The organism is Aminipila butyrica (assembly GCF_010669305.1).
Classification (GTDB): domain Bacteria; phylum Bacillota; class Clostridia; order Peptostreptococcales; family Anaerovoracaceae; genus Aminipila; species Aminipila butyrica.
Genome location: NZ_CP048649.1, coordinates 2807950 through 2832186, shown reverse-complemented (window position 1 = coordinate 2832186; position 24237 = coordinate 2807950). Strand labels below are relative to the sequence as shown.

Here is a 24237-nt window from a genome sequence, read left to right as displayed (position 1 = left end):
TGTAAATGTGATAAAATATTTTTCGGTTCTGAGACTCATTTTTACGAGAAATTTGTGAAATATTGGGATTTAGAATATAGAATTTACGAATAAACTTGTGCATTTAGGGAAGAATACTTAAGTGCACAAGTTTAAAGTGTTTAAGAAAGGAGAAAATAATGCCTACTATTAACCAATTAGTACGTGAAGGTAGAAAATCCGTAGTTAAGAAGTCCAACTCACCGGCGTTGCTGAAGGGATTAAACTCTATTAAGAGAGTGCCTACAGACATCGCTGCCCCTCAGAAGAGAGGCGTTTGCACTTCCGTGAAGACCGTGACACCAAAGAAGCCGAACTCAGCCTTGAGAAAGGTTGCCAGAGTACGTCTGACAAACGGTATCGAAGTAACTGCTTACATTCCAGGTATTGGCCATAACCTTCAGGAGCACAGTGTGGTACTGATCAGAGGCGGAAGAATCAAAGACCTTCCGGGTGTACGTTACCACATCGTTCGAGGAACGCTGGATACTGCTGGTGTAAACAACAGATTACAGGCTCGTTCCAAGTACGGTGCAAAGAGACCAAAGGCAAAGAAGTAAGAATCGGATTAAATAGGCCATGATATAGCGTTAATAGTATGTATTTATTTTTAAAGATATATCAAGTGCGCCACGGCATTTGTAAAAATGTCGAGTACCGATCATGCGAACTGTCCTGTCTGAAATGAGGGCAGAGGCAGAGTAACTTTTTGCAATATAGAAGTTGCGAAGAAGCGAAGTTTTATGAAGCGCCGCCGCAAGGGGCGCAGGGTGATTTTTTGTTATGCAAGGCGCCGAAGGAGCGAGGAACGGAGCGTACCATAAACGTACGCCAGTACCGCAGCGACTGAGAGCAACGCAGCAGAACAGAAAATTAACAAGCAAGGAGGGAAGAGAAGTGCCAAGAAAAGGTAATACACCAAAGAGAGAAGTACTTCCAGATCCGGTTTACGGAAACTTAGTCATCGCAAAGCTAATCAACAGCATCATGTTAGACGGAAAGAAGGGCGTAGCCCAGGCTATCGTATACAATGCTTTTGATATGATTAAGGAGCAGACTGGGGAAGAAGCCATTGAAGTATTTGAAAAAGCAATGAACAACATCATGCCGGTTGTAGAAGTTAAAGCGAGAAGAGTGGGCGGTGCCAACTACCAGGTTCCAATTGAAGTTCGGGCTGAAAGACGCCAGACACTGGGTTTGAGATGGTTGACGAAGTACACTAGAGCCAGAGGCGAAAAGACCATGTACGAAAGACTGGCCAAAGAGCTGATGGATGCTGCTAACGGTACAGGCGGATCAGTAAAGAAGAAGGAAGATACCCACAAGATGGCAGAGGCTAATAAGGCATTTGCACATTACAGATGGTAATTTCTTAAATAAATAATAACAAAGAATAGCAGAAGGGAGGGTTATTATGCCTAGAGCTTTTACGTTAGAAAAAACAAGAAACATTGGTATTATGGCGCATATTGACGCTGGTAAGACCACCACAACAGAACGGATATTGTTCTATACAGGAAAAACGCACAAGATTGGGGAGACTCATGAAGGCGGCGCTACTATGGACTGGATGGAGCAGGAGCAGGAACGCGGTATCACAATAACCTCTGCTGCTACTACGGCACAATGGAAAGGTCATAGAATCAATATTATCGACACACCGGGACACGTAGACTTTACAGTGGAAGTAGAACGCTCTCTGAGAGTTCTGGACGGAGCTGTAACTGTTCTGTGCGCCAAGGGCGGCGTAGAGCCTCAGTCTGAAACTGTTTGGAGACAGGCTGATAAGTACGGTGTTCCTAGAATGATTTTCATCAACAAGATGGACATTTTAGGAGCCAATTTTCTCCGAGTTGTTGATATGGTTAAGGATAGATTGAAAGCGAACGCAGTTCCTATTCAGTTACCGATCGGTGTTGAAGATAGTTTCATTGGAATTATCGACTTAGTAGAGATGAAAGCAGAGATATATAAGGATGACTTGGGTAAGGAGTTTGACATTACAGACATTCCGGCAGATATGCTGGAACAGGCAAACGAATGGCGGGAAAAGATGATTGAAGCCGTTGCCGAATGCGATGAAGAACTGACCATGAAATTCTTAGAGGGAGAAGAGCTGACAAAGCAGGAAATTAAGGATACCATCCGGAAAGCCACCATTGAGGGGCTGATGATTCCTGTAACCTGTGGCTCTGCTTACAGAAACAAGGGCGTTCAGATGATGCTTGATGCAGTAATCGATTACATGCCATCTCCGGTGGATATTCCGCCAATCAAGGGTATCATTCCTGAAACTGAAGAAGAAGCTGAAAGACCGGCTGACGATAAAGCACCGTTCTCCGCTTTGGCTTTCAAGATTATGGCAGACCCGTTTGTTGGAAAGCTGGCCTTCTTTAGAGTGTATTCCGGTACCGTTACGTCTGGTTCCTATGTATACAACTCCACAAAGGGCAAGAAGGAAAGAATCGGCCGAATCTTACAGATGCACGCCAACAAGAGAGAGGAAATCGATCAGGTTTACTCCGGTGATATTGCTGCGGCTGTAGGCTTCAAAGATACCACCACAGGTGATACTATCTGTGATGAAAAGCACGAAATCATTCTGGAATCCATGGAATTCCCGGATCCAGTTATTGAAATCGCTATCGAGCCAAAGACTAAGGCTGGTCAGGAAAAGATGGGTATTGCTTTAGCTAAGCTGGCTGAAGAAGATCCAACTTTTAAGACATACACCAATACGGAAACCGGACAGACTATTATCGCCGGCATGGGTGAGCTTCATTTGGAAATCATTGTAGACAGATTGCTGAGAGAGTTCAAGGTTGAAGCGAATGTTGGTAAGCCACAGGTATCCTATAAGGAGACCATCACTCAGCTGGCTGACATTGATCACAAGTATGCGAAGCAGTCAGGTGGACGAGGCCAGTACGGTCACGTTAAGATTCGTGTTTATCCGAGACAACCAGGCGAAGGCTTTGAATTTAAAAATGCCATCGTGGGCGGTTCCATTCCTAGAGAATATATTCCTAAGATTGAAGAAGGTGTCAAGGAAGCGATGCAGACTGGTCCACTAGCTGGATACAATGTAGTAGACGTGGGCGTTGAACTGTACGACGGTTCTTACCACGAAGTCGACTCCTCCGAAATGGCCTTCAAGATTGCCGCTTCCATGGCATTCAGAGAAGGTTGCAAGAAAGCGAAGCCGGTGCTTCTGGAACCAATCTTCAAAGTTGAAGTTACCGTTCCGGAAGACTACATGGGCGACGTAATCGGCGACATTAGCTCCAGAAGAGGAAGAATCGAAGGTTCTGACATGAACAACGGAGCCGTTGCTGTTAGAGGTTTCGTTCCGCTTTCAGAAATGTTCGGTTATGCAACAGACCTGCGTTCCAAGACTCAGGGCCGTGGTGTATATGTTATGCAGATGGACCACTTTGAAAAGTTGCCTGACAGCTTGATTGAAAAGATCAACAAATAATACGGTTATCTAATTGATTAGATTTGTATAAAGGAGAATATATAAAATGGCAAAGCAGAAATTTGAGAGAACAAAGCCACATGTAAATATCGGAACGATAGGTCACGTAGACCACGGTAAGACGACACTTACAGCAGCCATCACAAAGACATTAAACCAGAGATATGGTTTAGGTCAGAAGGTTGACTTTGATATGATCGACAAGGCGCCAGAAGAAAGAGAGAGAGGTATCACGATCTCTACTTCTCACGTAGAATATGAAACACCGAACAGACACTACGCACACGTAGACTGTCCGGGACATGCTGACTATGTAAAGAACATGATCACAGGAGCAGCACAGATGGATGGAGCAATCCTGGTTTGTGCAGCAACAGACGGACCAATGCCACAGACAAGAGAGCACATTCTGCTGTCCAGACAGGTAGGCGTACCGTATATCCTGGTATTCTTAAACAAGTGTGACATGGTAGACGACGAAGAACTGTTAGACTTAGTAGAAATGGAAGTGAGAGAGCTTCTTGACGAATACGAATTCCCAGGAGATGATACACCAATCATCAGAGGATCCGCACTGGGTGCATTAGAAAATCCAGAAGGACCATGGGGAGACAAGATTGTAGAACTGTTTGAAGCAGTAGACTCCTACATTCCAGAGCCAGAGAGAGACAACGACAAGCCGTTCATCATGCCGGTAGAAGACGTATTCTCTATCACAGGACGTGGTACAGTAGCAACAGGAAGAGTAGAGCGAGGAATGCTGAAGGTAGGCGATGAAGTAGAAATCATCGGACTGACAGAAGAGAGAAGAAAAGTAGTTGTAACAGGTATCGAAATGTTCAGAAAGCTGTTAGATCAGGCTGAAACAGGAGATAACATCGGAGCGTTGCTGAGAGGAGTACAGAGAACTGAAATCGAAAGAGGCCAGGTACTGTGCGCACCAGGAACAATCCACCCACACACAAAGTTCACTTCTGAGGTATATGTACTGAAGAAGGAAGAAGGTGGAAGACACACTCCATTCTTCAACGGATACAGACCACAGTTCTATTTCAGAACAACAGACGTAACAGGAGATTTACAGTTACCAGAAGGAACAGAGATGTGCATGCCTGGAGATAACATCCAGATGACCATCACACTGATCACACCAATCGCTATCGAAGAAGGACTGCGGTTCGCTATTCGTGAAGGTGGAAGAACAGTAGGTTCCGGCGTTGTAGCTTCCGTTATCGAGTAAGCTCTAGCTGAAAACAAAAATAGGTGATTGTCAGTTAATTGTTTCATGGCAATTTCACTACAATAAAAAGAGAAGGCCCCGAAAGTCGAAAGACTTTACGGGCCTTCTCTTTTTTGAAGATAAGTTCAATACCGATTGCAAACTTGTTTTTGAACAGACCCGTCTATCCCACAGCAGGATTTCTCTATAGGAGATATCAAAAAACTAGAGCCTAAAGACCAGCATATAGAAGCGAAGAGCACCTTACAGTCACTTTTTTTGCAACAAAATAGATTTTTGTAATGGAAGGAGTGCAACTCAGCGCATTTTGTGGTAAAATGAACTCCGGGATATGGATTGATAGTGAAATGCGAAGGAGGATTTGTATGAAAATAATGATCGCATCGGACATACACGGCTCGGCTTACTACTGTCAGAAACTAGTAGAAGCCTACAGAGAAGAAGGGGCAGAAAAGTTATTGCTGTTGGGAGATATACTCTACCATGGCCCCCGAAATGATTTGCCGCGGGACTACGACCCGAAAAAGGTCATCGCCATGCTCAACAGCATGAGCCGGGAAATCCTCTGTGTTCGGGGAAACTGTGAGGCAGAGGTGGACCAGATGGTACTGAATTTTCCAGTATTAGCCGATTATTTCATCCTCTATCTGGGTCGTCGGATGTTATACGCTACCCACGGTCACCAGTTCAATCCAGACAATCTGCCCCCATTGAATAAGGGAGACATCCTTCTCAATGGGCATACCCATGTTCCTAAATGTGTAGGCTATGGAGAAGGCGGTCAGATTGACTATATTTACATGAATCCAGGTTCCGTGTCCATACCGAAAGAAAATAGCCCTCAGAGCTATATGTTGTTGGAAGGCAACCGGTTCACCTGGAGGGATTTCCAAGGAAACGATTACATGGAATACAACTTAAAATAACAAATTGTTTAAGAAAAACAAAAAGAAAAGGAAGGTCTAAGCGAATGAATACATGGAACAAACATTTAGATGTAGCCCCTGAGGTGCAGGAGGCTTTAGCGGCAGGTAAGCCAGTGGTAGCGCTGGAATCTACTATTATTTCTCATGGCATGCCTTATCCTCAAAATGTGGAAACGGCTTTGCAAGTGGAAAAGATTATCCGTGATCAAGGAGCCGTTCCGGCTACGATCGCTATCATAGAGGGACGCTTGAAGGTGGGCATCACCCCAGAGGAAATTGATTACTTAGGTAAGAAAGGCCTGGAAGTGACCAAAGCTAGTCGGAGAGACGTGCCTGTGCTGGTGGCAGCAAAGAAAGATGGTGCGACTACTGTAGCGACAACGATGATTCTAGCAGCTATGGCAGGCGTTAAAGTCTTTGCCACAGGAGGAATCGGCGGTGTTCACCGAGGAGCAGAGGTAACTATGGACATTTCGGCTGACCTGGAAGAGCTGGGGATGACGCCAGTAATGGTTGTCTGCGCAGGAGCTAAGTCTATTTTGGATTTGGGCCTGACTTTGGAATACCTGGAAACGAAGGGGGTTCCGGTGATTGGCTATCAGACAAAGACGCTGCCGGCATTCTACACCAGAGACAGTGCCTTTGACGTGGACTATCGCATGGAGACACCGAAGGAGATCGCAGATGCTTGGACAGCCAAACTGGATTTAGAGATGAAAGGTGGCATGTTGGTGACTAACCCGATTCCACAGGAATATGCTATGGATTCAGCTTACATCAATAAGTGTATTGAAGAAGCAGTGGAAGAAGCTAAAGAAAAGGGTATCAAGGGTAAAGAGACCACACCATTCCTGCTGGCTAAGATTAAGGAGATTACCGGCGGGGAAAGTTTGGACGCCAACATTCAGCTGGTATTCAATAACGCTAAGCTGGCAGCTCAGATTGCTGGAGAGATGTTTAAATAATTACGCCTTAATAGGGCCGCCTCATGCAAGGCGGCCCTATTTTTTTTCTTATAGATTTAAGTAATATAGGTGAATTAGGGGGAAACAAATAGACTTATAACTTATTAGATACGTATTGCTGTCGGTACTGTCTTGGTGTGAGCCCTTCATGTTTAAAAAATACTTTTGTAAAATAAGCAGAATCAGAAAATTTTAAATCCATTGCAATTCGAAAAATCGGCATATTAGGATTAAGCAAAAGTGTTTTTGCCCGATTAATTTTGAGCATTTGAACATATTGCGTAAAGGTATGACCCGTTTTACATTTAAAATATCTACTAAAATACTTCTCACTTAAATGAACCTGCTGTGCGATATCGGCTAAACTTAAGTCATTCAAGTAATTTAATTCAATGATATTGAGACATTGATTAATAATCTCCTGACTAAAAGGTGTTTCAACAGTCGTAGTAATTTTATCAGTCGAAGAAATAATAGATTGAATGCAGTTACATATGACGCTTGGCGAAACCGGCTTTAGCAAGAAATCGTAAACATTGTATTTAATAGCTTCTTGTGCGTAAACAAACTCACTATGAGCAGTAATAATAATGGTTTTAATAGTAGGATGAAATTTTATTATTTGTTTATGCGCTTCAATACCATTTTTTACGGGCATACGAATATCAATCAAGAGAATATCCGGCATATAGGTCCGAGCCAGGTTGACTGCTTCTTCTCCATTTTTAGCAGAATTAACAACGTTAATATTGGAAAAGTTAGACTCAATAATCTTCTTCAGCGCTATTCTTTCTAACTCTTCATCTTCAGCAATTAAAAGTTTATACATCATGAGCACCCACCTTTTTATTTATTTTTATGTGATACAAGGAATCTTAATGGTTACACAATTGGAGACAAAGGGCTCACTCTCAATAGTTAATCCATATTCAAATCCAAATTTCTGTTGAATTCTTGCATGAGTATTTAATAAACCTAAACCCAAGGTATTATCATTCTTATCTAAATTACTATTAAATAATTGCAGGATGTGATTCGGAAATCCAACACCATTATCCATAATTGAAAAATAAATGTTCGATTCTTTTGCTTTTTTCTTGCCTGTAATAGTAATCTTTCCGCCTTCCTTTAGTAATTCCACTCCGTGTACAATGGCATTTTCCACAAGAGGTTGTAAAGTCATAGAAGGAATTTTATATTCAAGTATATGCGGATCAATTGTAATAGAAAAAGAGATGCGGTTTCCAAATCTAGTATTTTGGATGGCAATATAATGCATCAAATTATCAAGTTCCAGTTGAATCGTTGGCATTTCTTCTACATTTTTAATGGTATATCTAAGATAGTCTGACAGTTCATAGATTAGTTGCTCTGCTTTAGGGGCGTTTTCAAGTAATGCCGTTCTAGCAATGGAATTAAGGGCATTAAACAAAAAATGGGGATTCATTTGAGCTTTCATGCGCTTTAGTTCCTGCTCTTTAACTAATTGAAGTAATTTAAAGTTTTCACTAGTTTCCTTAGCCAAGGATTCCTGGGTAAGTTTTTTTATGCTTATTTCCGCCAGATATGTCCCCATGAAACTATAAAACTTCATACATCTTTGCAGATACTCTTCGGAAACAACTTCCAGCTTGGCAATGGCGTCATTTAACTTTTCCTTAGAAATGCTAAATTGCTCAGAAAGCCTATCAACATCAATGTTATTTCTTTCTTCTTCGGAAGTGACGGCTTGTCCGCCAAGTACACTGCCTAGATGCTGCCCTTCAACAATGATGGGAGCAGCACAATCTCTAAGACCACAGTGACATATATAACTTTGGGGGACACCTAGCTTGACGGCTTGAAGACTTGCTACCCGGTCACACTCTATGCAGTTTTTATATCCCTTTTCAGAACTGCGAATAAGGCGACAAAAATCAGTAAAATTATTCCAATGTCCAATCGGAATCCCTCCTGTATTTACTGTAATTACGGAGAATTGAAGTAAATTTGACAGTTCATCCTGAACGGCCATAAATTCGTCTTTATCAAGAATATCTTCCAATGATTTACCGATGAAGTCTTGCATATCGATACCTCCTATACTGAACGTGTATAGACGAATAATTATTGTTATAGTGCTATCATATAACAAATGGACAGGTATTTACAATTGTAAATTTTCTGTTAACTTATTTCTAAAATCCCTTACAGATAAGGAATCGTCAGGCTTATGGAAAATTTTGAGGTGGAAAAAGTACAATTTCCTGAGTGGTATTATTTCTATTACTCGTGAATTTTATGAAATAAATACTTTTTATTGTGGAGTAAACTAAGCCTAAACGCTAGATTATCCAAAATTACAAATTTAAGTGGAGGTAAAAGTATGGAAAGCGATCTTTTAAAAAAGATTATGGAAGCTGTAGAAACAAATGGCAGCAGTACCGCTGGGCCGACAGGGAATAGTGGTACCTGCAGCCTGACGGAATTTGTAGGAGCTGGCATAGGGGATACAGTTGGACTGGTTATTGCAAATTTAGATGCAAATTTGCGTGAAAGGATTAAGTTGGATCCGAAGTACAGATCTATTGGAATCGTAAGTTCCAGAACCGGTGGTGCTCCCCACGTTATGTCTGCGGACACAGCAGTAAAAGCCACCAACTCGATTATCGCCTCAGTTGAATTTGCCAGAGATACAAAGGGGGGTGCAGGGCATGGGAGTACCATTATTTTTGCTTCAGAGGATGTATCTGATTCAAGAAGAGCGGTAGAAATTATGCTCGGTGAATTAGAAGAGAATTTTGGAAATGTGTATGGCTGTGATGCTGGACACATCGAATTGCACTATACGGCAAGAGCAAGCTTCGCATTGGAAAAAGCATTTAGTGCGCCGGTAGGCAAGGCCTTCGGCATCACAGTAGGCGCGCCGGCTGCCGTTGGTATGCTAATGGCGGATGTGGCACTCAAGACCGCAAATGTTGACATTGTAACTTATGCAAGCCCTTCACAAGGTACTTGCTTCTCTAGTGAAATTATTGTTACTTTTACAGGCGATGCAGGAGCGGTGAGACAAGCTGTATTGGAAGCCAGAGAAGTTGGGTTAAGTGTATTAAGAGGTATGGGACAAAATCCGCTATCTGTTACTTCCCCTGTATGGTAAAGGAGGAGAGCTTAAATGAAAAAGGATTCATTAGGGGCTCAATGCCTGGCGGAATGGTTTGGTACATTTTTCTTTTTAGTGATAGGTATTGGTTCCGTAGCAGTTTTAGTTCTGGGCTTGAGCGATATTAATTATCCCTGGATGGCTGCCTGTTGGGGAGTTGCAATCTCTCTAGCCATTTACATAGTTGCCGGCATAAGCGGGGCTCACCTAAATCCAGCGGTCACTATCGCATTAGCTGCATTTGGCGGATTTGATAAGAAAAAAGTTGTGCCGTATATAGTGGCACAGATTGTCGGTGGTATCACTGCAGCAGCATTGGTATATTTTCTGTTCAGGGCAAACATTTTATCGTTTGAAAGTGCAAATGGTATCATTCGCGGAACCACGGAAGGTTTGGGTGCGGGGGGCATCTTTGTTACCCAGGCTGGTGCATCTGTAAGTATGTTTACAGCCTTTATCAACGAAATGTTCTTAACCTTTGTTCTAGTATTAGTTATATTTGCGACTACAGATGCCAATAACAGTGCGGCGCCTACGGGAGGCATTCCAGCTATTATGATTGGTGCAAGTGTTACTTTCGCCGGTATTGCATTAGGCCCTTTAACGGGGTTTGCCATGAATCCGGCAAGAGATCTGGGACCAAGGTTATTTCTTTTAATGAGTGGATGGGGAGATAAGGCTTTAGGATCGCATTACTACGGTTTAATTATACCTATATTTGCCACCATTGCCGGAGGGTTAATAGCAGGTGCTCTTTACAAAAACGTTATCGGAAAACGTTTCATCTAATTGGGAGGTAAATTATGAAAATTTTAGATATATCAAATGTAAGTGTAAGCCCGAGAATTCAGGGGTTAATTGATGAACTATTTAAAGGAAAGCCGCAGATTGAATGGGAAAGAGCAGCTCTAGTTACCGAATCCTATCGGTCAACAGAAAATCTACCGACTGTTTTGAGGAAAGCAAAGGCGTTGGAGCATGTACTGCATAACCTTCCTATCGTCATCAGAGAGAATGAATTGATTGTAGGAAATTTAACTAAAGCGCCCTTTTCAACTCAAGCATTTCCTGAATACTCTTATAAATGGCTTTTAGATGAATTTGAAACATTGGGGCTTAGAAAAGGTGATGTTTTTGAGATTAGTGAAGAGTCAAAGAGCAAGCTGAGAGAAGCCTTTACTTATTGGGATGGTAAAACAGTCAATGAGTTGGCAACTCAATATATGTATCCGGAAACTCGAACTGCTATTGAGCGCAATATGTTTACAGTAGGAAATTACTATTTTAACGGAGTAGGTCATATCGGGGTGGATTATGCAAAGGTCCTGAAAGTAGGATTCAATGGCATCATCAAAGAAGCAACCGATGAGATGGAAAATGCGGATAGAAACTGTCCTGATTTCATTAAAAAAAGAAATTTTTTAGAAGCTGTTATTATTACGGCAAAAGCAGCTATTCGTTTTGCACAGCGTTTTGCTGAGCTAGCTGAGAGCCTGGCAGCACAGACAAGCGGTATTAGAAGCCAGGAACTTCTTAGAATTGCGCAGAACTGTAAAAGGGTACCGGCAGAGCCTGCAAAAGATTTTTATGAAGCCATTCAGTCATTTTGGTTTGTACAAGCGATTATTCAAATTGAATCCAATGGTCACTCCATTTCTCCTCTTCGATTTGACCAATACATGTACCCATACTATATTGAGGACATTAAAAGCAATAAATTGACCAAGGAAAGTGCACAGGAATTGCTTGATTGTCTATGGGTCAAGTTTAATGATATTAACAAAGTTAGAGATGAAGGTTCCACAAAGGGATTTGGCGGATATCCAATGTTCCAGAATCTAATTGTTGGTGGGCAGGATAAGACGGGGTTAGATGCAACCAATGAATTATCCATTGCTTGTTTAGAAGCCACAGAGCATACTAAATTACCGCAGCCGTCCATTTCAATACGTGTTTGGAATAAGTCACCGGATGAATTCCTGATGAAAGCTGCTGAAGTAAGCAGAGTTGGGTTAGGTATGCCTGCTTATTACAATGATGAAGTGATTATCCCGGCTCTTGTTAGCAGAGGCTTAACTTTTGAGGATGCAAGAGATTATGGTATTATTGGCTGTGTTGAACCTCAGAAGGGCGGTAAAACCGAAGGGTGGCATGATGCGGCATTCTTCAATTTGGCCAGAGTAATGGAACTCATGCTGAACAATGGCTGTGATAATGGCTTGCAGCTAGGTCCTAAGTCGGGAGATGTAACGAGCTTCACCACCTTTGATCAATTAATGGATGCTTATAAAGAACAAATGGAATACTTTGTATCTCTATTGGCCAATGCAGACAATGCAGTAGATTTGGCACACAGTGAAAGAGCCCCATTACCTTTCTTGTCCTCCATGGTAGAAGATTGTATTGGAAGAGGCAAGTCGGTACAGGAAGGCGGCGCAATTTATAACTTTACAGGTCCTCAGGGTGTTGGTGTAGCCAATGTTGCCGATTCCATGGAAGTATTAAAGGAACTAGTATACGACAAGAAGCTTTACACCATTCAGCAGATAAAGGCAGCTATGGCCTGCAACTTTGAAGGGATGGGAACTGTAACAGCAAGCCCAATGGGTAGCATTACAAGAACGGATATCGAAAATATAGTAAGCAAGTTAACGGAAGGCGGCAAAAAGATTACGCAGGAACAGGCAAGCATGCTGACTGCTTTAGTGGAAGGCCTATCTAAAGTTGGAAATGCTGCTGGAGAAAATGTAGAGTGCACTAGATTGATGAACGATATTAATGCTGTTCCAAAGTTTGGCAATGACATTAATTCGGTAGACTTAATGGCAAAAGAAGTTGCTTTAGTGTATTGCAAGGAAGTAGAAAAGCATAAGAATCCGAGAAATGGTTCTTTCCAGCCAGGTCTATATCCGGTGTCTGCAAATGTTCCGATGGGTTCTCAAACTGGCGCAACTCCAGATGGAAGAAAGTCTGGTGAGCCATTGGCCGATGGCGTATCTCCAATTTCGGGAAGAGATATAAACGGGCCGACTGCCGCTGCAAATTCTGTAGCCATGCTAGACCACGCCAGTGCTTCAAATGGTACATTATTTAATCAAAAATTTCATCCTTCTGCATTAAGTGGACAGGCAGGTCTTGAAAAACTCTCCGCACTGGTAAGAGGATTCTTTGACCAGAAGGGCATGCATGTTCAGTATAATGTGGTTGGCAGAGAGACTTTGCTGGAAGCACAGAAAAATCCAGATGCTTATAAAAACTTAGTTGTACGAGTTGCTGGATATAGTGCTCACTTCGTAGCGTTGGATAAAACGTTACAGGATGATATTATTGCGAGAACAGAGCAGGTGTTTTAATGAATCAAGCAGTTTACAATACAAAAGGAATCATCACCGAGATACAACGATTCTCCGTTCATGATGGACCAGGGATAAGGACCCTTGTCTTTCTAAAAGGATGCCCGCTTAAATGCAAATGGTGCTGCAATCCAGAAACACAGGATATGGATTGCCAGCCTATTGTGGAAGCAGGCGAGCCTAAAATCGTAGGCAAGACGGTTTCAGTAGCGGAGATCATGAGCGAGGTGAAAAAGGACAGCATCTATTACAGGAGATCTGGGGGAGGCATTACCTTGTCTGGGGGAGAGGTTCTGGCGCAGCCTGGCTTTGCCAAAGCTATTCTGGAAGCTTGTAATACGGCCGGCATTAATACCGCAATAGAAACAAGTGGATTTGCAAGCTTTGAAACAATTGAGCCCCTGATTCCTTTTGTCAACTTGATCTTATATGATGTGAAGCATGTTTCTGATGAGAAGCACCGGATTTTTACAGGACAATCTAACAGCTTGATTTTATCCAACTTGGCGAAGCTAAGTGATAAAAATATTCCGCTTATTGCCCGAATTCCGGTAATCCCTACGTTTAATCATACAGCAGAGGAAATAGAGGCCATTAGCTGTTATGTAGCAAACTTGAAAGGTGTAAAGGAAATTCACTTACTGCCTTATCATAGACTTGGAGAGAGCAAATATCAGGGATTGGAACGAGATTATGAGTTCAATTCCATCGAGCCCCTATCACAGGAAGACATGAGTAAACTGCTGGAAGTCGTCAAGAAAACCGGATTGCCTTGTCAAATCGGCGGCTGATGAAGGAATAGAAAGGGACATCTACATGGGAGAAATTGTTACAAATGGAATACAGCGTGTTATCGAAGAGTCGGTGCCTGGCAAACAAGTCACGATTGCCCATGTAATTGCCTCTCCTACGCCTGACATTTATGAACGTTTGGGAATTGACGATAAAGGTGCGATTGGTATATTGACATTGTCTCCATATGAGACGGCCATTATAGCCGCAGATATTGCAACTAAAACTGCGCAGGTTGAAATCGGATTTTTAGATCGGTTTACCGGATCTGTTGTCATTGTTGGAGATGTTCAAAGTGTTGAAACAGCACTGGTTGCTGTCGTGAACACGTTGAAAAATATGTTGGCCTTTATGACGGCACCCATTACGCGAACATGAGACGAAAACGAGTAATGGTGGTGGGTCCCACCAATTGTGGAAAGACGACCCTAGTAAATACATTTAATAACAATAACGGTTCGCTTCGAAAAACGCCGGATCTGATGTATGGTGCTAAGACGATAGATGTACCGGCATCCTATATTGAAAATGCCTGGATGTACAAGCATATTATTGCCGCAGCACAAGATGCCTCCCATGTACTGATCTTAGTGGATCAGTCAAGACCAATTGAAGTTTATTCTCCTGGATTTGCCAAGATCTTTCATTGTCCGGTGGTGGGAATTATCAGTAAATGTGATTTGAAACCAGATAATGAAGAGGTTTGTATCAAACAGTTGAAGCGGATGGGAGTCCTGGAACCTTACTTTAAAGTAAGTATTCCAAGGGGCCTCGGTCTTGAAGCCTTGGAAAAATATCTATTTGAAAATCACGATGAGTAAGGGGGAAAAAATGAAGTTTATTACCGAAGAAGAATTACGGGATATATACAGAAAAGAACCTTTTACCACCTATGAATTACTGCCGGAAACAAGGCTAACTCCCGGAGCGAGACAGTTTTTAACCGATCGAGGAATGAACCTATATAGAGTAGATATTCCAGCTGATAAAACCGTTGCTGTTCAAAACCAAGAGGCCCCGATTCAGATAAACGATACTGGGAAACCGATGGAGAGAGACCACTGGAAAATGAAGAAATTGATAAACCGATTGAAACTAATCGAGAGTCTTTTTCTATTAATCAGCAAAGAATCCATCGCACTGGATCTTTTTCTAGCACAGGATATCTTAAAACTAGGCAAGCAATTTTCAACCATCCGGCAGGAAATCCAATCAAAAGAAAAAAAGGAGAAGATTTTTTTCAAGGCGTGCAGTGGTATTGATGTTGATAACTGCCATCAGGATATGGGGGATTGCTTTGATATAACAGAAATACACATGCAGCTTGATAAAGGCAAAGAAATTTTAAAATTACATCAGCTGCGATGTGCGATTCGAGAAGTGGAATCCATGGTCATGGAAGTTTATGAGGGCAATGAAAAGGAGCACATGAGATGTGAGGAAATCATTGCCCAAGTGAATCAAGTAATTAACTGCCTGTCCCAAGTGATTTGTGTAGCTGTTGGAGGAAAAGAATGTCAGAGAAAGCGATAACTGTAGCTATTTGTGATAATATGGTTCGCCAGTTTAAACAGATTAAGAAAGGGTGTAAAGATGGAGTTTAGGATTATAAAAGCTCCTTCTGCAGGGACGCTGGACATTCTGAAACAACGCATGAAAGCAACTGCTGCAGCGGCAATGAATGGCGTAGGGGCTGTGGGTCTTGTACAGGGCAGAATGATTGAGATGATTTGTGCTGCTGATATGGCTGAAAAGGCAGTGGGCGTCACCGTGGAAGACGTTCGAGGAAGCTGTCCGCAGAATATGATTATGATTGCCATCTTTGGCGATACTGCTTCTGTCGAATCAGCTATTCAGGAAATCAGGCGCAAACTGGAAGAAGGAAAAATATATGTTAACAGGAAGACTGATTGATAATATTTGGGCAACGAGGAAAGCGGATTCGCTAAATGGACTGAAGTTTATGCAGGCCGAATTAATCGGCGGCGGAAGCAGTGACGGTCAGCGGATTATTGTAGTAGATATTATCAGTGCGGGGATTGGTGATAGAGTAATGATCACTCAGGGCTCATCGGCTCGAAGAATGTTAGGCGATGATACCATACCGGTAGATGCGGTAGTCATAGGAATCATCGACGAAGACTGTGGCTTTGAATAGAAGGAGAGGTGGCTGAATGCAGGCAGTTGGATTTATTGAAACCAAAGGACTGATAGCCGCAATTGAAGCGGCGGATGCGATGCTCAAGGCAGCAAATGTTGGTTTAGTGGACCGGGTTTTTGTAAAGGGCGGTTTGGTGACCATTATAGTTGAAGGCGATGTGGGTGCCGTAAAAGCTGCCACCGATGCGGGGGCAGCTGCAGCAGCGAGAGTGGGAAAGGTCATTTCGATACATGTGATTCCAAGGCCGCACGAAGAAGTATCTAAAATGATTGCCAGAGAATCAGAAGTTCCCGCAGACAGAGCCGATGCAGACTGGATAGCAGTAGACGGGGAAGACCGTGCGACCGCAGAAATAATTGAAGAAATAAGCGCTCAGGATGTATTGAATGAAGAAATAGAAACAGAACAATCGGAAGTGCCTAGTGCAGAAGATGTTCAGAAAGAGGCCCTCGATTATTTTGCGGAGAATGGTGAACTGAATCAGGTCTTAAACGTATTGAAAAACTTGAAAGTGACGAAGTTAAGAACTTTAGCAAGAGAATACAGTGATTTCGGCATTACCGGCAGAGCAATTTCGAATGCAGATAAAAATTTACTGATGGATGAATTCAAGAAATACTATCAGATTCATTCATAACAACACAGGCTATAGTTCTTAAAAAGAGAAAGGAGGAATCATAAGGTGGAAAACTTTGATTATGATTTACGTTCCATACAAGAAGTAAGAGATCTTGCACGCCTTGGAAAGATTGCGACAGAAAAAATAGCCACATACACCGAAGAGCAGATCGATAGAATTCTGCGCAATATGGTAAAGGCAGCACAAGAAAATGCGGTTTGTTTGGCACAGATGGCAGTAGAGGAAACAGGTTTTGGTAAAGTAGAAGATAAGACATACAAAAACCATATGGCTTCCGTTATTCTATATGATGCTATTAAGAACATGAAAACGATTGGTGTGATTCAAGAAGATGTAGCTCAGAAAGTAATTGAAATTGCGGAACCGGTGGGCCTAGTAATGGGAATTGTTCCATCCACAAACCCAACTTCAACTGCTATCTTTAAGGCAATAATTGCGATTAAGTCAAGAAATGCAATTGTATTTTCCCCACATCCTTCCGCAGCAAAATGCACACAGAAGGCTGTACAATGTATGGCTGACGCAGCAGTAGCGGCAGGAGCACCTGAAAATATCATCGGATGCATCTCCATGCCGACAGTGGGGGCAACAAATGAACTGATGAAGAGCAAAGAAGTCGCAATAATTATTGCAACTGGCGGGCCAGGAATGGTAAAAGCAGCCTACAGTGCAGGTAAGCCGGCACTAGGCGTAGGAGCTGGAAACTCTCCTGCATATATCGAAAAGACTGCAAATATTCATCAGGCTATCCAAAATATCATTGCAAGTAAAACCTTTGACAATGGCACAATCTGTGCATCCGAACAGTCAATTATCTGTGAAGAAGGGAATAGAGATGAAGTAATCGCAGAGCTGAGAAAGCAGGGCGGATATTTCATGACAGCTGAAGAAACGGCAAAGGTTTGCAAGCTATTATTTAAGAATGGCCACAACATGAATGCAAAGTTTGTCGGAAGAGCGGCAGTCGTAATTGCTGAGGCAGCAGGATTCAGTGTTCCGGAAGGAACAAAAGTACTGGTCGGAGAACAGGGTGGCGTAGGTGACGGATATCCGTTATCCTTCGAAAAGTTAACCACCGTCTTGGGATTCTATACAGTAAAAGATTGGCATGAAGCATGTGAGTTAAGTATTAAATTATTGCAAAACGGTATCGGACATACTATGAGCCTTCATACAGAAGACAGAGAAATGGTCATGAAGTTTGCAGCAAAGCCAGCCTCCAGAATTCTTGTAAACACAGGAAGTGCAATGGGTGGAGTAGGCGCAAGCACAGGCTTAATGCCATCTTTCACTCTAGGATGCGGGACATGGGGCGGAAGCTCAGTATCCGAAAACGTAACCCCAATGCACTTAATCAACATCAAGAGAGTTGCATATGGATTAAGGGATTGCACAACGTTAGCTTCTGCTGATCCAACATTCAACTACAACTTATCCGGCGGATGCACTGCCTCTGTAGAAGAAGGCATGAATCAGACCACTCTAATTGATTTAGTAGATCAGATTGTAGCAGCCATGAAGGGGAGCAACTAATATTATAAAATAAAGGATTATTTAGGAGGATACAAAATGAAGTATGATGCATTAGGAATGATTGAGACAAAGGGACTAGTAGGATCTATCGAAGCAGCAGATGCGATGGTAAAGGCAGCAAATGTGACGCTGATCGGTAAGGAATTCGTAGGCGGCGGACTGGTGACGGTTATGGTTCGGGGAGATGTAGGTGCGGTAAAGGCTGCGACAGATGCCGGAGCAGCTGCAGCTCAGCGAGTTGGTGAACTGATATCAGTCCATGTTATTCCGAGGCCACACGCAGAGGTAGAAAGCATTCTGCCCGCAACAAAAGAGAAATAAGATTCTGTCGGTAAATAAGCAATACTGATGGCAAAGGTAAAAGGGTCTATTGGGTACATCTCTAAGAATGATATGTTCCCCTTGCAGCAAATAGTTTTTTGTATTTAAACTGTTTGCTGCGAGAGGAGCATATCATTTTTGAGTCCTGTGTTTTTTTTATTATATCTTTTTAAATTATCTTTTCTTTAAGAAATCTTTAAAAGTGTCTGATATTCTTTGTAAATGATATGGGCTGAAATGTGGTTTTCTGGGGTTGAAATGTTTTCTCGGAGTTTATGGAAGTCACTTATTGGATATGAATACTGCTTATAAACGCAGAAGACGAACTCTTTAGATTCATTCCACGAAAAACCACTTGCTAGAATGGTATCATTGTGATAATATTATCTTATAGATATTATTGTAAAAGGAGGCGTTTATAGTGAATGAAAATATGGCAGAGTGTGTTGCTAACCCGACAAAGTGTAAGCTGCTGCTTGAAATATATAGTAAAGGACAGGCAACGGCGAAGCAGCTGACTGATACCTACAGTGATATCACTCATGCGACGTTATATCGTTATTTAAAGAAGATGACTGCTGATGGGATTTTAAAAGTAGTGGCAGAAAATCAAATTCGCGGAACCGTGGAAAGGGTATACGCTGTGGCGGATGATTTGTTAATGGATATGCAAAGAATGGTGGAGGAAAATAACGGACCGGCGTATATGATGTTGTTCACCAAATTTGTGATGGGGCTGACAGAGGAATTTCGGCAGTATACGTCTCGGTCAGATATCAATCTTTTACAAGATGGCTCTGGGTTTTCTGTCGCCCCTATATATGCTACCACCGAAGAACTAACTGCAGCCTTAACTGAAATGGGTAAGATCATTGAGCCGCTTTTGACCAATGAAAAAACGCCAGAGCGTGATTTGCATAACATTGCCATTATCACGACTCCACCTAAAAAAGAGAAAAAGTAAGGGGGAACCTATCATGGGTAATATTTTAGAAATTAGGGATTTTACCAAAACCTATCATGGCGGAAAAAAGGCGGTGGACAACCTGAACCTTGCTGTAGAGGCCGGTGATATTTACGGATTTATTGGACATAACGGGGCGGGAAAGACGACAACCATCCGAGCAATCGTTGGCATTATGGATTTCGGCAGTGGCGAAATTTTCATTGATGGTCATTCGGTTAAGAAAGAAGCTGTATTGTGTAAATCTATTACGGCATATATTCCGGACAATCCGGATTTGTACGATTACCTGACGGGGATACAATATCTGAACTATATAGGTGATATGTTCAGTGTTTCCAAGACAGAACGGGAGACCTTGATAAAGAAATACGCCGATCGCTTTGAATTGACGGCCAATCTCGGCGATATGATTTCTGCCTACTCCCACGGGATGAGGCAGAAGCTGGCTCTGATTGGGGCATTTATTCATCGGCCGCGATTGATGGTATTAGATGAGCCTTTTGTCGGCCTTGACCCGGTAGCGTCCTTTCAGCTGAAAGGTATGATGCGTGAACTATGTGATGAGGGCGGAGCGATTTTCTTTTCAACCCATGTTCTTGAAGTAGCCGAAAAACTCTGCGATAAAATTGCCATTATAAAAGGCGGAAAGCTAATTGCAAGTGGCATAACGGAAGAAGTGCGCGGAGATAAGAGCCTGGAGAGCATGTTTTTGGAGGTGGCAGGCAATGACTAAGTGTTGGCTTTTGCTTAAAATACAATTGCTTGGATTTTTTAACATTAATCGTACCCTTCGTACAAATGATAAAAAAGAAAAGCGGCGGCTTATCGCCATGAGTATATTAATGTTGATCGTTCTGATCATAATGGTTGGCTATAGTGCAGGTGCTGCGATTGTCTGCGTGTATTTCGGTATGGCTGATGTGTTACCTCCACTTATATTAATTGTCTGCGCAATTTGCACCTTGGTGATGACTTTTCTCAAAAGTAACGGTGTACTTTTTGGATTTGGTGATTATGATATGGTGATGTCTCTGCCAGTAAAAAATACGACGGTGATTATGAGTCGGTTGCTATCGGTTTACGTCGTCAATTTTTTGATATCCGGCGTAATTATGCTGCCATCTATGATTATTTACGGCATAACTTACAGCATATCTTTATCCGTTTGGCTGATGCTGCTGTTGTCTCTGTTCCTGGCGTCACTGCTGCCAATGATAATCGCTTTAAGTGCGGGTGTTCTTATTACGGCCATATCGGTTCGTTTCCGCTATAAGAATTTGTTGACCATTGCCTTAAGCACAGCAGCCATGTTAGTGTTAGTAGTTGGTTCCTTTGCGATACCCCAGGAGGAAGCTGCATTGACCGCCCTTATTGATTCGATGATCGGGTCCGTTTACCGGATTTATCCGGTAGCTGCGTGGTATACCAATGCACTGGCAAATAGTGACTGGGTCAGCTTTGGGCAATTTGCGCTGCTTTCTATGGGGGCAAGCGTGATTTTTGTGATGGTGTTGTCTGTATTTTATAGTAAGATTAATTCGGCCCTGGTGGAAGTCCGTTCAAAAAGCGATTATCGCCTGGGAACGCTTAAAGCCTCTTCGCCGTTTATCGCCTTATATAAAAAAGAACTGCGCCGCCTGGTATCTTTGCCCATCTACGCGATGAATACTTGTATTGGAGGGGTCTTGATGATTGTCTTTTCCATTGCTTTTTTATTCATTAACCTAGAACAAGCTGGCAATAAGATGGGCTTACCGGATATCATGCTGTGGATTCAACCTATATCTCCTTGGTTGGTTACATTTTTTGTATCCATTTCAGCAGCTACTTCCTCTGCCATTTCTCTGGAAGGAAAAAGCAATTGGCTTATGTGCTCCGCACCTGTTAAGCCAATCGTCATTTTTAACTCCAAAATTGCTGTAAGTTTGAGTTACCTTATTCCGTCCATTCTTATAAGTTGTACGTTGCTGGCTATAAGTTTGCAGACTGGATTTTTGGAAACCCTTGCGCTGTTTACCATTCCGTTGGTCTATGCGGTGTTTATTTCTATCGCTGGCTTGTTTTTTAATTTGAAATTTCCCAAATATGACTGGACCAGTGAATATCAAGCGGTGAAGCAGTCCATCGCGGTGCTTGCCACCATAGGAACCGGCATTGTTTCGGTGCTTTCTTTTTACATCCTGACCGCTTCCCTAATAGCTATTGCTGGCTGGATTCAGCTATTAGCGGTTATCTTGATTCTTGCGGGGATATTGGTATTGTATCGGAGCTTGGCAACAAAAGCGGCATTATATGTTTAATTTGCAAGCTATAACAGAGCCCCCGGGCAGAAAGCCCCTAAGAAAGGGAGCTTATCGTCAGAGGGCAGAGAGGGTAAATCCCAAATCTTGAATCATCTCCAGGTCGCTGCTGATACGGATGCCCGAAGTAGTCAGCATATCCCCAGATATGGCGGCATTGGCACCGGAGGCAAAGACACTTCGACCTTTGTCGGACAAGAGCTCCCGACCACCTGCTAGACGTAAAGCCGTGGTAGGCAGGATGAAGCGATAGAGAGCCACAATCCCTCGGACTTCGTCTAGGCTTAAAATCGGTTGGTCTTCAAGGGGCGTGTGTGGAATGGGATTTAGAATATTGATGGGTACAGATTGAACCCCCAGCTCTTTTAAATCAAAAGCCATATCTATCCGATCGACCATGGTCTCTCCCAAGCCCATGATACCGCCGCTGCACACAGACAGTCCAGCTCTTTGGGCCGCTTCGATGGTGGCAATCTTGTCATCATAAGTATGGGTGGTGCACACCGCCGGAAAATTTCTTCTGGAGGTTTCCAGGTTGTTGTGATAGCGAACAACCCCAGCTTCCTTCAGCTGTAAAAGTTGTTCGTAGGTCAGCAAACCATGGGAGGCGCATAAGGAAATGGATTGACTCTTCTGAATGGACTGATAGCTGGCACATAGCTGATCCAGTTCCTCTGGATTTACGGTTCGGCCGGAGGTAACGATGGAATACCGCAGGATTCCCCGTTCTTGGTTGTAGGCCGCACCAGATAAAAGACGGTCTGTATTCAGCAGAGAGTAGGTTGGTGTCTCTGCCAAGTAATGGCTGGACTGGGCACAATATTTGCAGTCTTCTGAGCAGCTGCCACATTTTCCGTTGATGATTGTGCAAATATCAAAGTGATTCCCGCAGAAATATTGGCGGATGTCATCAGCACAGGTGCAAAGAATTTCTAACTGCTGGGCTGACTGTTGAGCCGCTTCCCACAGAGCTAGGGCTTCATCCCTGGATATATGGTAGCCTTGAAGGACTTGTTCTTTTAAGTGGTTTATCATATCTTTTCTCCCGTCTTTTGTTAAAAATAGTTTCAATCGGCGTCCCCAGTATAGCATAAAAAAATATAAATTGTAAACCTGTAAATAAATTATGGTTTACAATATGGCAAAAAAGAAGACGAGAAGTTTATTCAAACTCTCGCCTTCTTTTTCAAGCATGGGGCAGATGGCTTTCCCGGTCCATGCTAAAGCCTCGGCCTTTGACTTCGTTAATATTGCTGATGGTGATAAATGCGTTGGGGTCGATTTTCTGGACCACCGCATTGACACTGTAAACCTTTCGGTTAGTCGTAACACAGAGTACGGCCATCTGAGGGGTCCGGGTCATGGCTGTTTCCATGGAAATAAGGGAAACCCCCAGGTTTAAATCATGGAGCAAGGTATCGCGGATTTGCTCGTACTCCTTAGAAATGATGAACAGTTGAGATCGTTGGGTTCCAGACAGAATCACCTTGTTGACGATGGAGCTGGTGAGGATGGTAAATAAAATGCCGTACAAGACTTGCTCAGCGGTAGAAAAGCCTACCTGAGTCAGCAGGATACCCGTGTCAAAGGTATAGAGAGATAAGGCCACGGGGATGTGCAGTTTTTTATTTAAAATGAGAGGAGGAATGTCCATGCCCCCAGTGGAAGCCCCCATGCGCAGAATCAGACCCATCCCCAAACCTAAAAAAATTCCGCCTAGAATAGTGGACAGCAGCACGTCTGTTGACAGGGAGGACAGCTGTGGAATAGCTAAAAATATATGGATAAAAAGGGGGTAAAGAACAGTACTCAAAATAGTAGTCAACGCGAACTTTTTGCCTAGAAACAAGAAGCCCAGCAGGAACAGCAGCAGATTTAAGATGGTCAGCGTCATAGACAAATCCAGTCCCAGGTAATGCTCTAGGGTGAGAGATAGGCCGGTAGCTCCGCCCATGATGATGCCATGAGGCCGAATGAAGCAGGCCACCGAAAAGGCCAGAATCATGTTAGCACCGATGATGATTAAAAAAGTAGAAATAAGTGGTCGATATTTTTTCATGGTAATGGAATCTCCTTACGTAATAAAGTGTTTTTAATGAGGCCACAGCCCGGAGGGATGTCCCGATTCTTATCTTACCACAAAATTATACATAATATTACCTTATTCTTGAAAAATATTCCTACGCGTTTTTTTCTTCTTTGCTAACCTGTTTTTTCTGTTATAAATGATACAGAAAAAGGCTTTTTTCTATGCTGGTAATGGGATGGTGAGATATGGTATACTATGGATAAGAAAGAAATAGCGTGGAACTAATTTTAAAAGAATGAAACATTTAATTAAAGATTAGTGCATAAGTGAGGGATAGAAGAAATTTTATCCTAATTTTTTATGGGAGATAAT

General features: G+C 42.7%; 24 protein-coding genes and 1 pseudogene. 21 read left to right on the top strand and 4 right to left on the bottom strand.

Going from position 1 to position 24237, the window contains the following annotated elements; all coding sequences use genetic code 11:
- The first annotated feature begins 158 nt into the window (after nucleotides 1–158).
- From rpsL to Ami103574_RS13395, 6 genes are all read left to right on the top strand, one after another.
- Entirely contained in the window at nucleotides 159–578 is a 420-nt protein-coding gene (gene rpsL / locus Ami103574_RS13420) for a 30S ribosomal protein S12 (protein ID WP_163067473.1), read from the top strand.
- A 337-nt stretch (nucleotides 579–915) separates the two neighbouring features.
- Entirely contained in the window at nucleotides 916–1386 is a 471-nt protein-coding gene (rpsG, locus tag Ami103574_RS13415) for a 30S ribosomal protein S7 (RefSeq protein WP_163067472.1), read from the top strand.
- Nucleotides 1387–1432: 46 nt separating this feature from the next.
- Nucleotides 1433–3496: an elongation factor G gene (fusA, locus tag Ami103574_RS13410; protein ID WP_163067471.1), complete on the top strand. Its 2064-nt coding sequence runs from the start codon at nucleotides 1433–1435 to the stop codon at nucleotides 3494–3496.
- Nucleotides 3497–3542: 46 nt separating this feature from the next.
- A complete protein-coding gene (gene tuf / locus Ami103574_RS13405) occupies nucleotides 3543–4736 on the top strand; it encodes an elongation factor Tu (protein ID WP_163067470.1) in 1194 nt (397 codons plus the stop codon).
- Nucleotides 4737–5101: 365 nt separating this feature from the next.
- Nucleotides 5102–5662, top strand: a complete 561-nt coding sequence (gene yfcE / locus Ami103574_RS13400; RefSeq protein WP_163067469.1) for a phosphodiesterase — start codon at nucleotides 5102–5104, stop codon at nucleotides 5660–5662.
- A 44-nt stretch (nucleotides 5663–5706) separates the two neighbouring features.
- Nucleotides 5707–6627 carry a pseudouridine-5'-phosphate glycosidase gene (locus tag Ami103574_RS13395; RefSeq protein WP_163067468.1) on the top strand — a complete coding sequence of 307 codons (921 nt, stop codon included), beginning with the start codon at nucleotides 5707–5709 and terminating at the stop codon, nucleotides 6625–6627.
- Between the two features lie 94 nt (nucleotides 6628–6721).
- Here Ami103574_RS13395 and Ami103574_RS13390 read toward each other — a convergent pair whose 3' ends face one another.
- The gene (locus Ami103574_RS13390; protein ID WP_207710502.1) at nucleotides 6722–7459 is read right to left on the bottom strand and encodes a response regulator transcription factor; all 738 of its coding nucleotides are present in this window, start codon (nucleotides 7457–7459) and stop codon (nucleotides 6722–6724) included.
- A gap of 24 nt (nucleotides 7460–7483) precedes the next feature.
- Nucleotides 7484–8695, bottom strand: a complete 1212-nt coding sequence (locus Ami103574_RS13385; RefSeq protein ID WP_163067467.1) for a sensor histidine kinase — start codon at nucleotides 8693–8695, stop codon at nucleotides 7484–7486.
- A 297-nt stretch (nucleotides 8696–8992) separates the two neighbouring features.
- On the opposite strand from Ami103574_RS13385, the gene pduB reads away from it, so the two are divergent.
- The 15 genes and pseudogenes from pduB (at nucleotide 8993) to Ami103574_RS13310 (ending at nucleotide 21836) form a co-directional block, all read left to right on the top strand.
- Nucleotides 8993–9766, top strand: a complete 774-nt coding sequence (gene pduB / locus Ami103574_RS13380; protein ID WP_163067466.1) for a propanediol utilization microcompartment protein PduB — start codon at nucleotides 8993–8995, stop codon at nucleotides 9764–9766.
- 15 nt (nucleotides 9767–9781) lie between these two features.
- The gene (locus tag Ami103574_RS13375) at nucleotides 9782–10558 is read left to right on the top strand and encodes an MIP/aquaporin family protein (protein WP_163067465.1); all 777 of its coding nucleotides are present in this window, start codon (nucleotides 9782–9784) and stop codon (nucleotides 10556–10558) included.
- 14 nt (nucleotides 10559–10572) lie between these two features.
- Complete coding sequence (locus Ami103574_RS13370; RefSeq protein ID WP_163067464.1) at nucleotides 10573–13122, top strand: glycyl radical protein; 2550 nt, start codon at nucleotides 10573–10575, stop codon at nucleotides 13120–13122.
- Nucleotides 13122–13913: a glycyl-radical enzyme activating protein gene (locus Ami103574_RS13365; protein WP_163067463.1), complete on the top strand. Its 792-nt coding sequence runs from the start codon at nucleotides 13122–13124 to the stop codon at nucleotides 13911–13913. Before Ami103574_RS13370 ends, Ami103574_RS13365 begins: the two co-directional genes overlap by 1 nt.
- 25 nt (nucleotides 13914–13938) lie before the next feature.
- Nucleotides 13939–14292, top strand: a complete 354-nt coding sequence (locus Ami103574_RS13360; protein WP_163067462.1) for a BMC domain-containing protein — start codon at nucleotides 13939–13941, stop codon at nucleotides 14290–14292.
- Nucleotides 14289–14735: a EutP/PduV family microcompartment system protein gene (locus tag Ami103574_RS13355; protein ID WP_163067461.1), complete on the top strand. Its 447-nt coding sequence runs from the start codon at nucleotides 14289–14291 to the stop codon at nucleotides 14733–14735. Before Ami103574_RS13360 ends, Ami103574_RS13355 begins: the two co-directional genes overlap by 4 nt.
- 10 nt (nucleotides 14736–14745) lie before the next feature.
- Nucleotides 14746–15447, top strand: a complete 702-nt coding sequence (locus Ami103574_RS13350; protein ID WP_163067460.1) for a hypothetical protein — start codon at nucleotides 14746–14748, stop codon at nucleotides 15445–15447.
- A 60-nt stretch (nucleotides 15448–15507) separates the two neighbouring features.
- The gene (locus Ami103574_RS13345; protein ID WP_163067459.1) at nucleotides 15508–15828 is read left to right on the top strand and encodes a BMC domain-containing protein; all 321 of its coding nucleotides are present in this window, start codon (nucleotides 15508–15510) and stop codon (nucleotides 15826–15828) included.
- Nucleotides 15806–16072 (top strand): EutN/CcmL family microcompartment protein, encoded by a 267-nt coding sequence (locus Ami103574_RS13340; RefSeq protein ID WP_163067458.1) that lies wholly within the window; start codon nucleotides 15806–15808, stop codon nucleotides 16070–16072. The genes Ami103574_RS13345 and Ami103574_RS13340 overlap by 23 nt, the downstream gene beginning before the upstream one ends.
- 16 nt (nucleotides 16073–16088) lie before the next feature.
- A pseudogene (locus tag Ami103574_RS16100) lies at nucleotides 16089–16352 on the top strand (BMC domain-containing protein); the annotation flags it as partial.
- Between the two features lie 405 nt (nucleotides 16353–16757).
- Nucleotides 16758–18248 carry an acetaldehyde dehydrogenase (acetylating) gene (locus tag Ami103574_RS13330; protein ID WP_163067456.1) on the top strand — a complete coding sequence of 497 codons (1491 nt, stop codon included), beginning with the start codon at nucleotides 16758–16760 and terminating at the stop codon, nucleotides 18246–18248.
- A 36-nt stretch (nucleotides 18249–18284) separates the two neighbouring features.
- Nucleotides 18285–18569, top strand: coding sequence for an ethanolamine utilization microcompartment protein EutM (gene eutM / locus Ami103574_RS13325; RefSeq protein ID WP_163067455.1), 285 nt, complete (start codon nucleotides 18285–18287; stop codon nucleotides 18567–18569).
- A gap of 421 nt (nucleotides 18570–18990) precedes the next feature.
- A complete protein-coding gene (locus Ami103574_RS13320; RefSeq protein WP_163067454.1) occupies nucleotides 18991–19533 on the top strand; it encodes a helix-turn-helix domain-containing protein in 543 nt (180 codons plus the stop codon).
- Nucleotides 19534–19555: 22 nt separating this feature from the next.
- Complete coding sequence (locus Ami103574_RS13315; protein ID WP_163068012.1) at nucleotides 19556–20269, top strand: ABC transporter ATP-binding protein; 714 nt, start codon at nucleotides 19556–19558, stop codon at nucleotides 20267–20269.
- Nucleotides 20262–21836, top strand: a complete 1575-nt coding sequence (locus tag Ami103574_RS13310) for a hypothetical protein (protein WP_163067453.1) — start codon at nucleotides 20262–20264, stop codon at nucleotides 21834–21836. The genes Ami103574_RS13315 and Ami103574_RS13310 overlap by 8 nt, the downstream gene beginning before the upstream one ends.
- 57 nt (nucleotides 21837–21893) lie before the next feature.
- Here the strand turns inward: Ami103574_RS13310 and bioB are convergent, their stop codons facing one another.
- Entirely contained in the window at nucleotides 21894–22871 is a 978-nt protein-coding gene (bioB, locus tag Ami103574_RS13305) for a biotin synthase BioB (protein ID WP_163067452.1), read from the bottom strand.
- 151 nt (nucleotides 22872–23022) lie between these two features.
- Nucleotides 23023–23895, bottom strand: coding sequence for a YitT family protein (locus Ami103574_RS13300; protein ID WP_163067451.1), 873 nt, complete (start codon nucleotides 23893–23895; stop codon nucleotides 23023–23025).
- Between the last annotated feature and the right edge of the window lie 342 nt (nucleotides 23896–24237).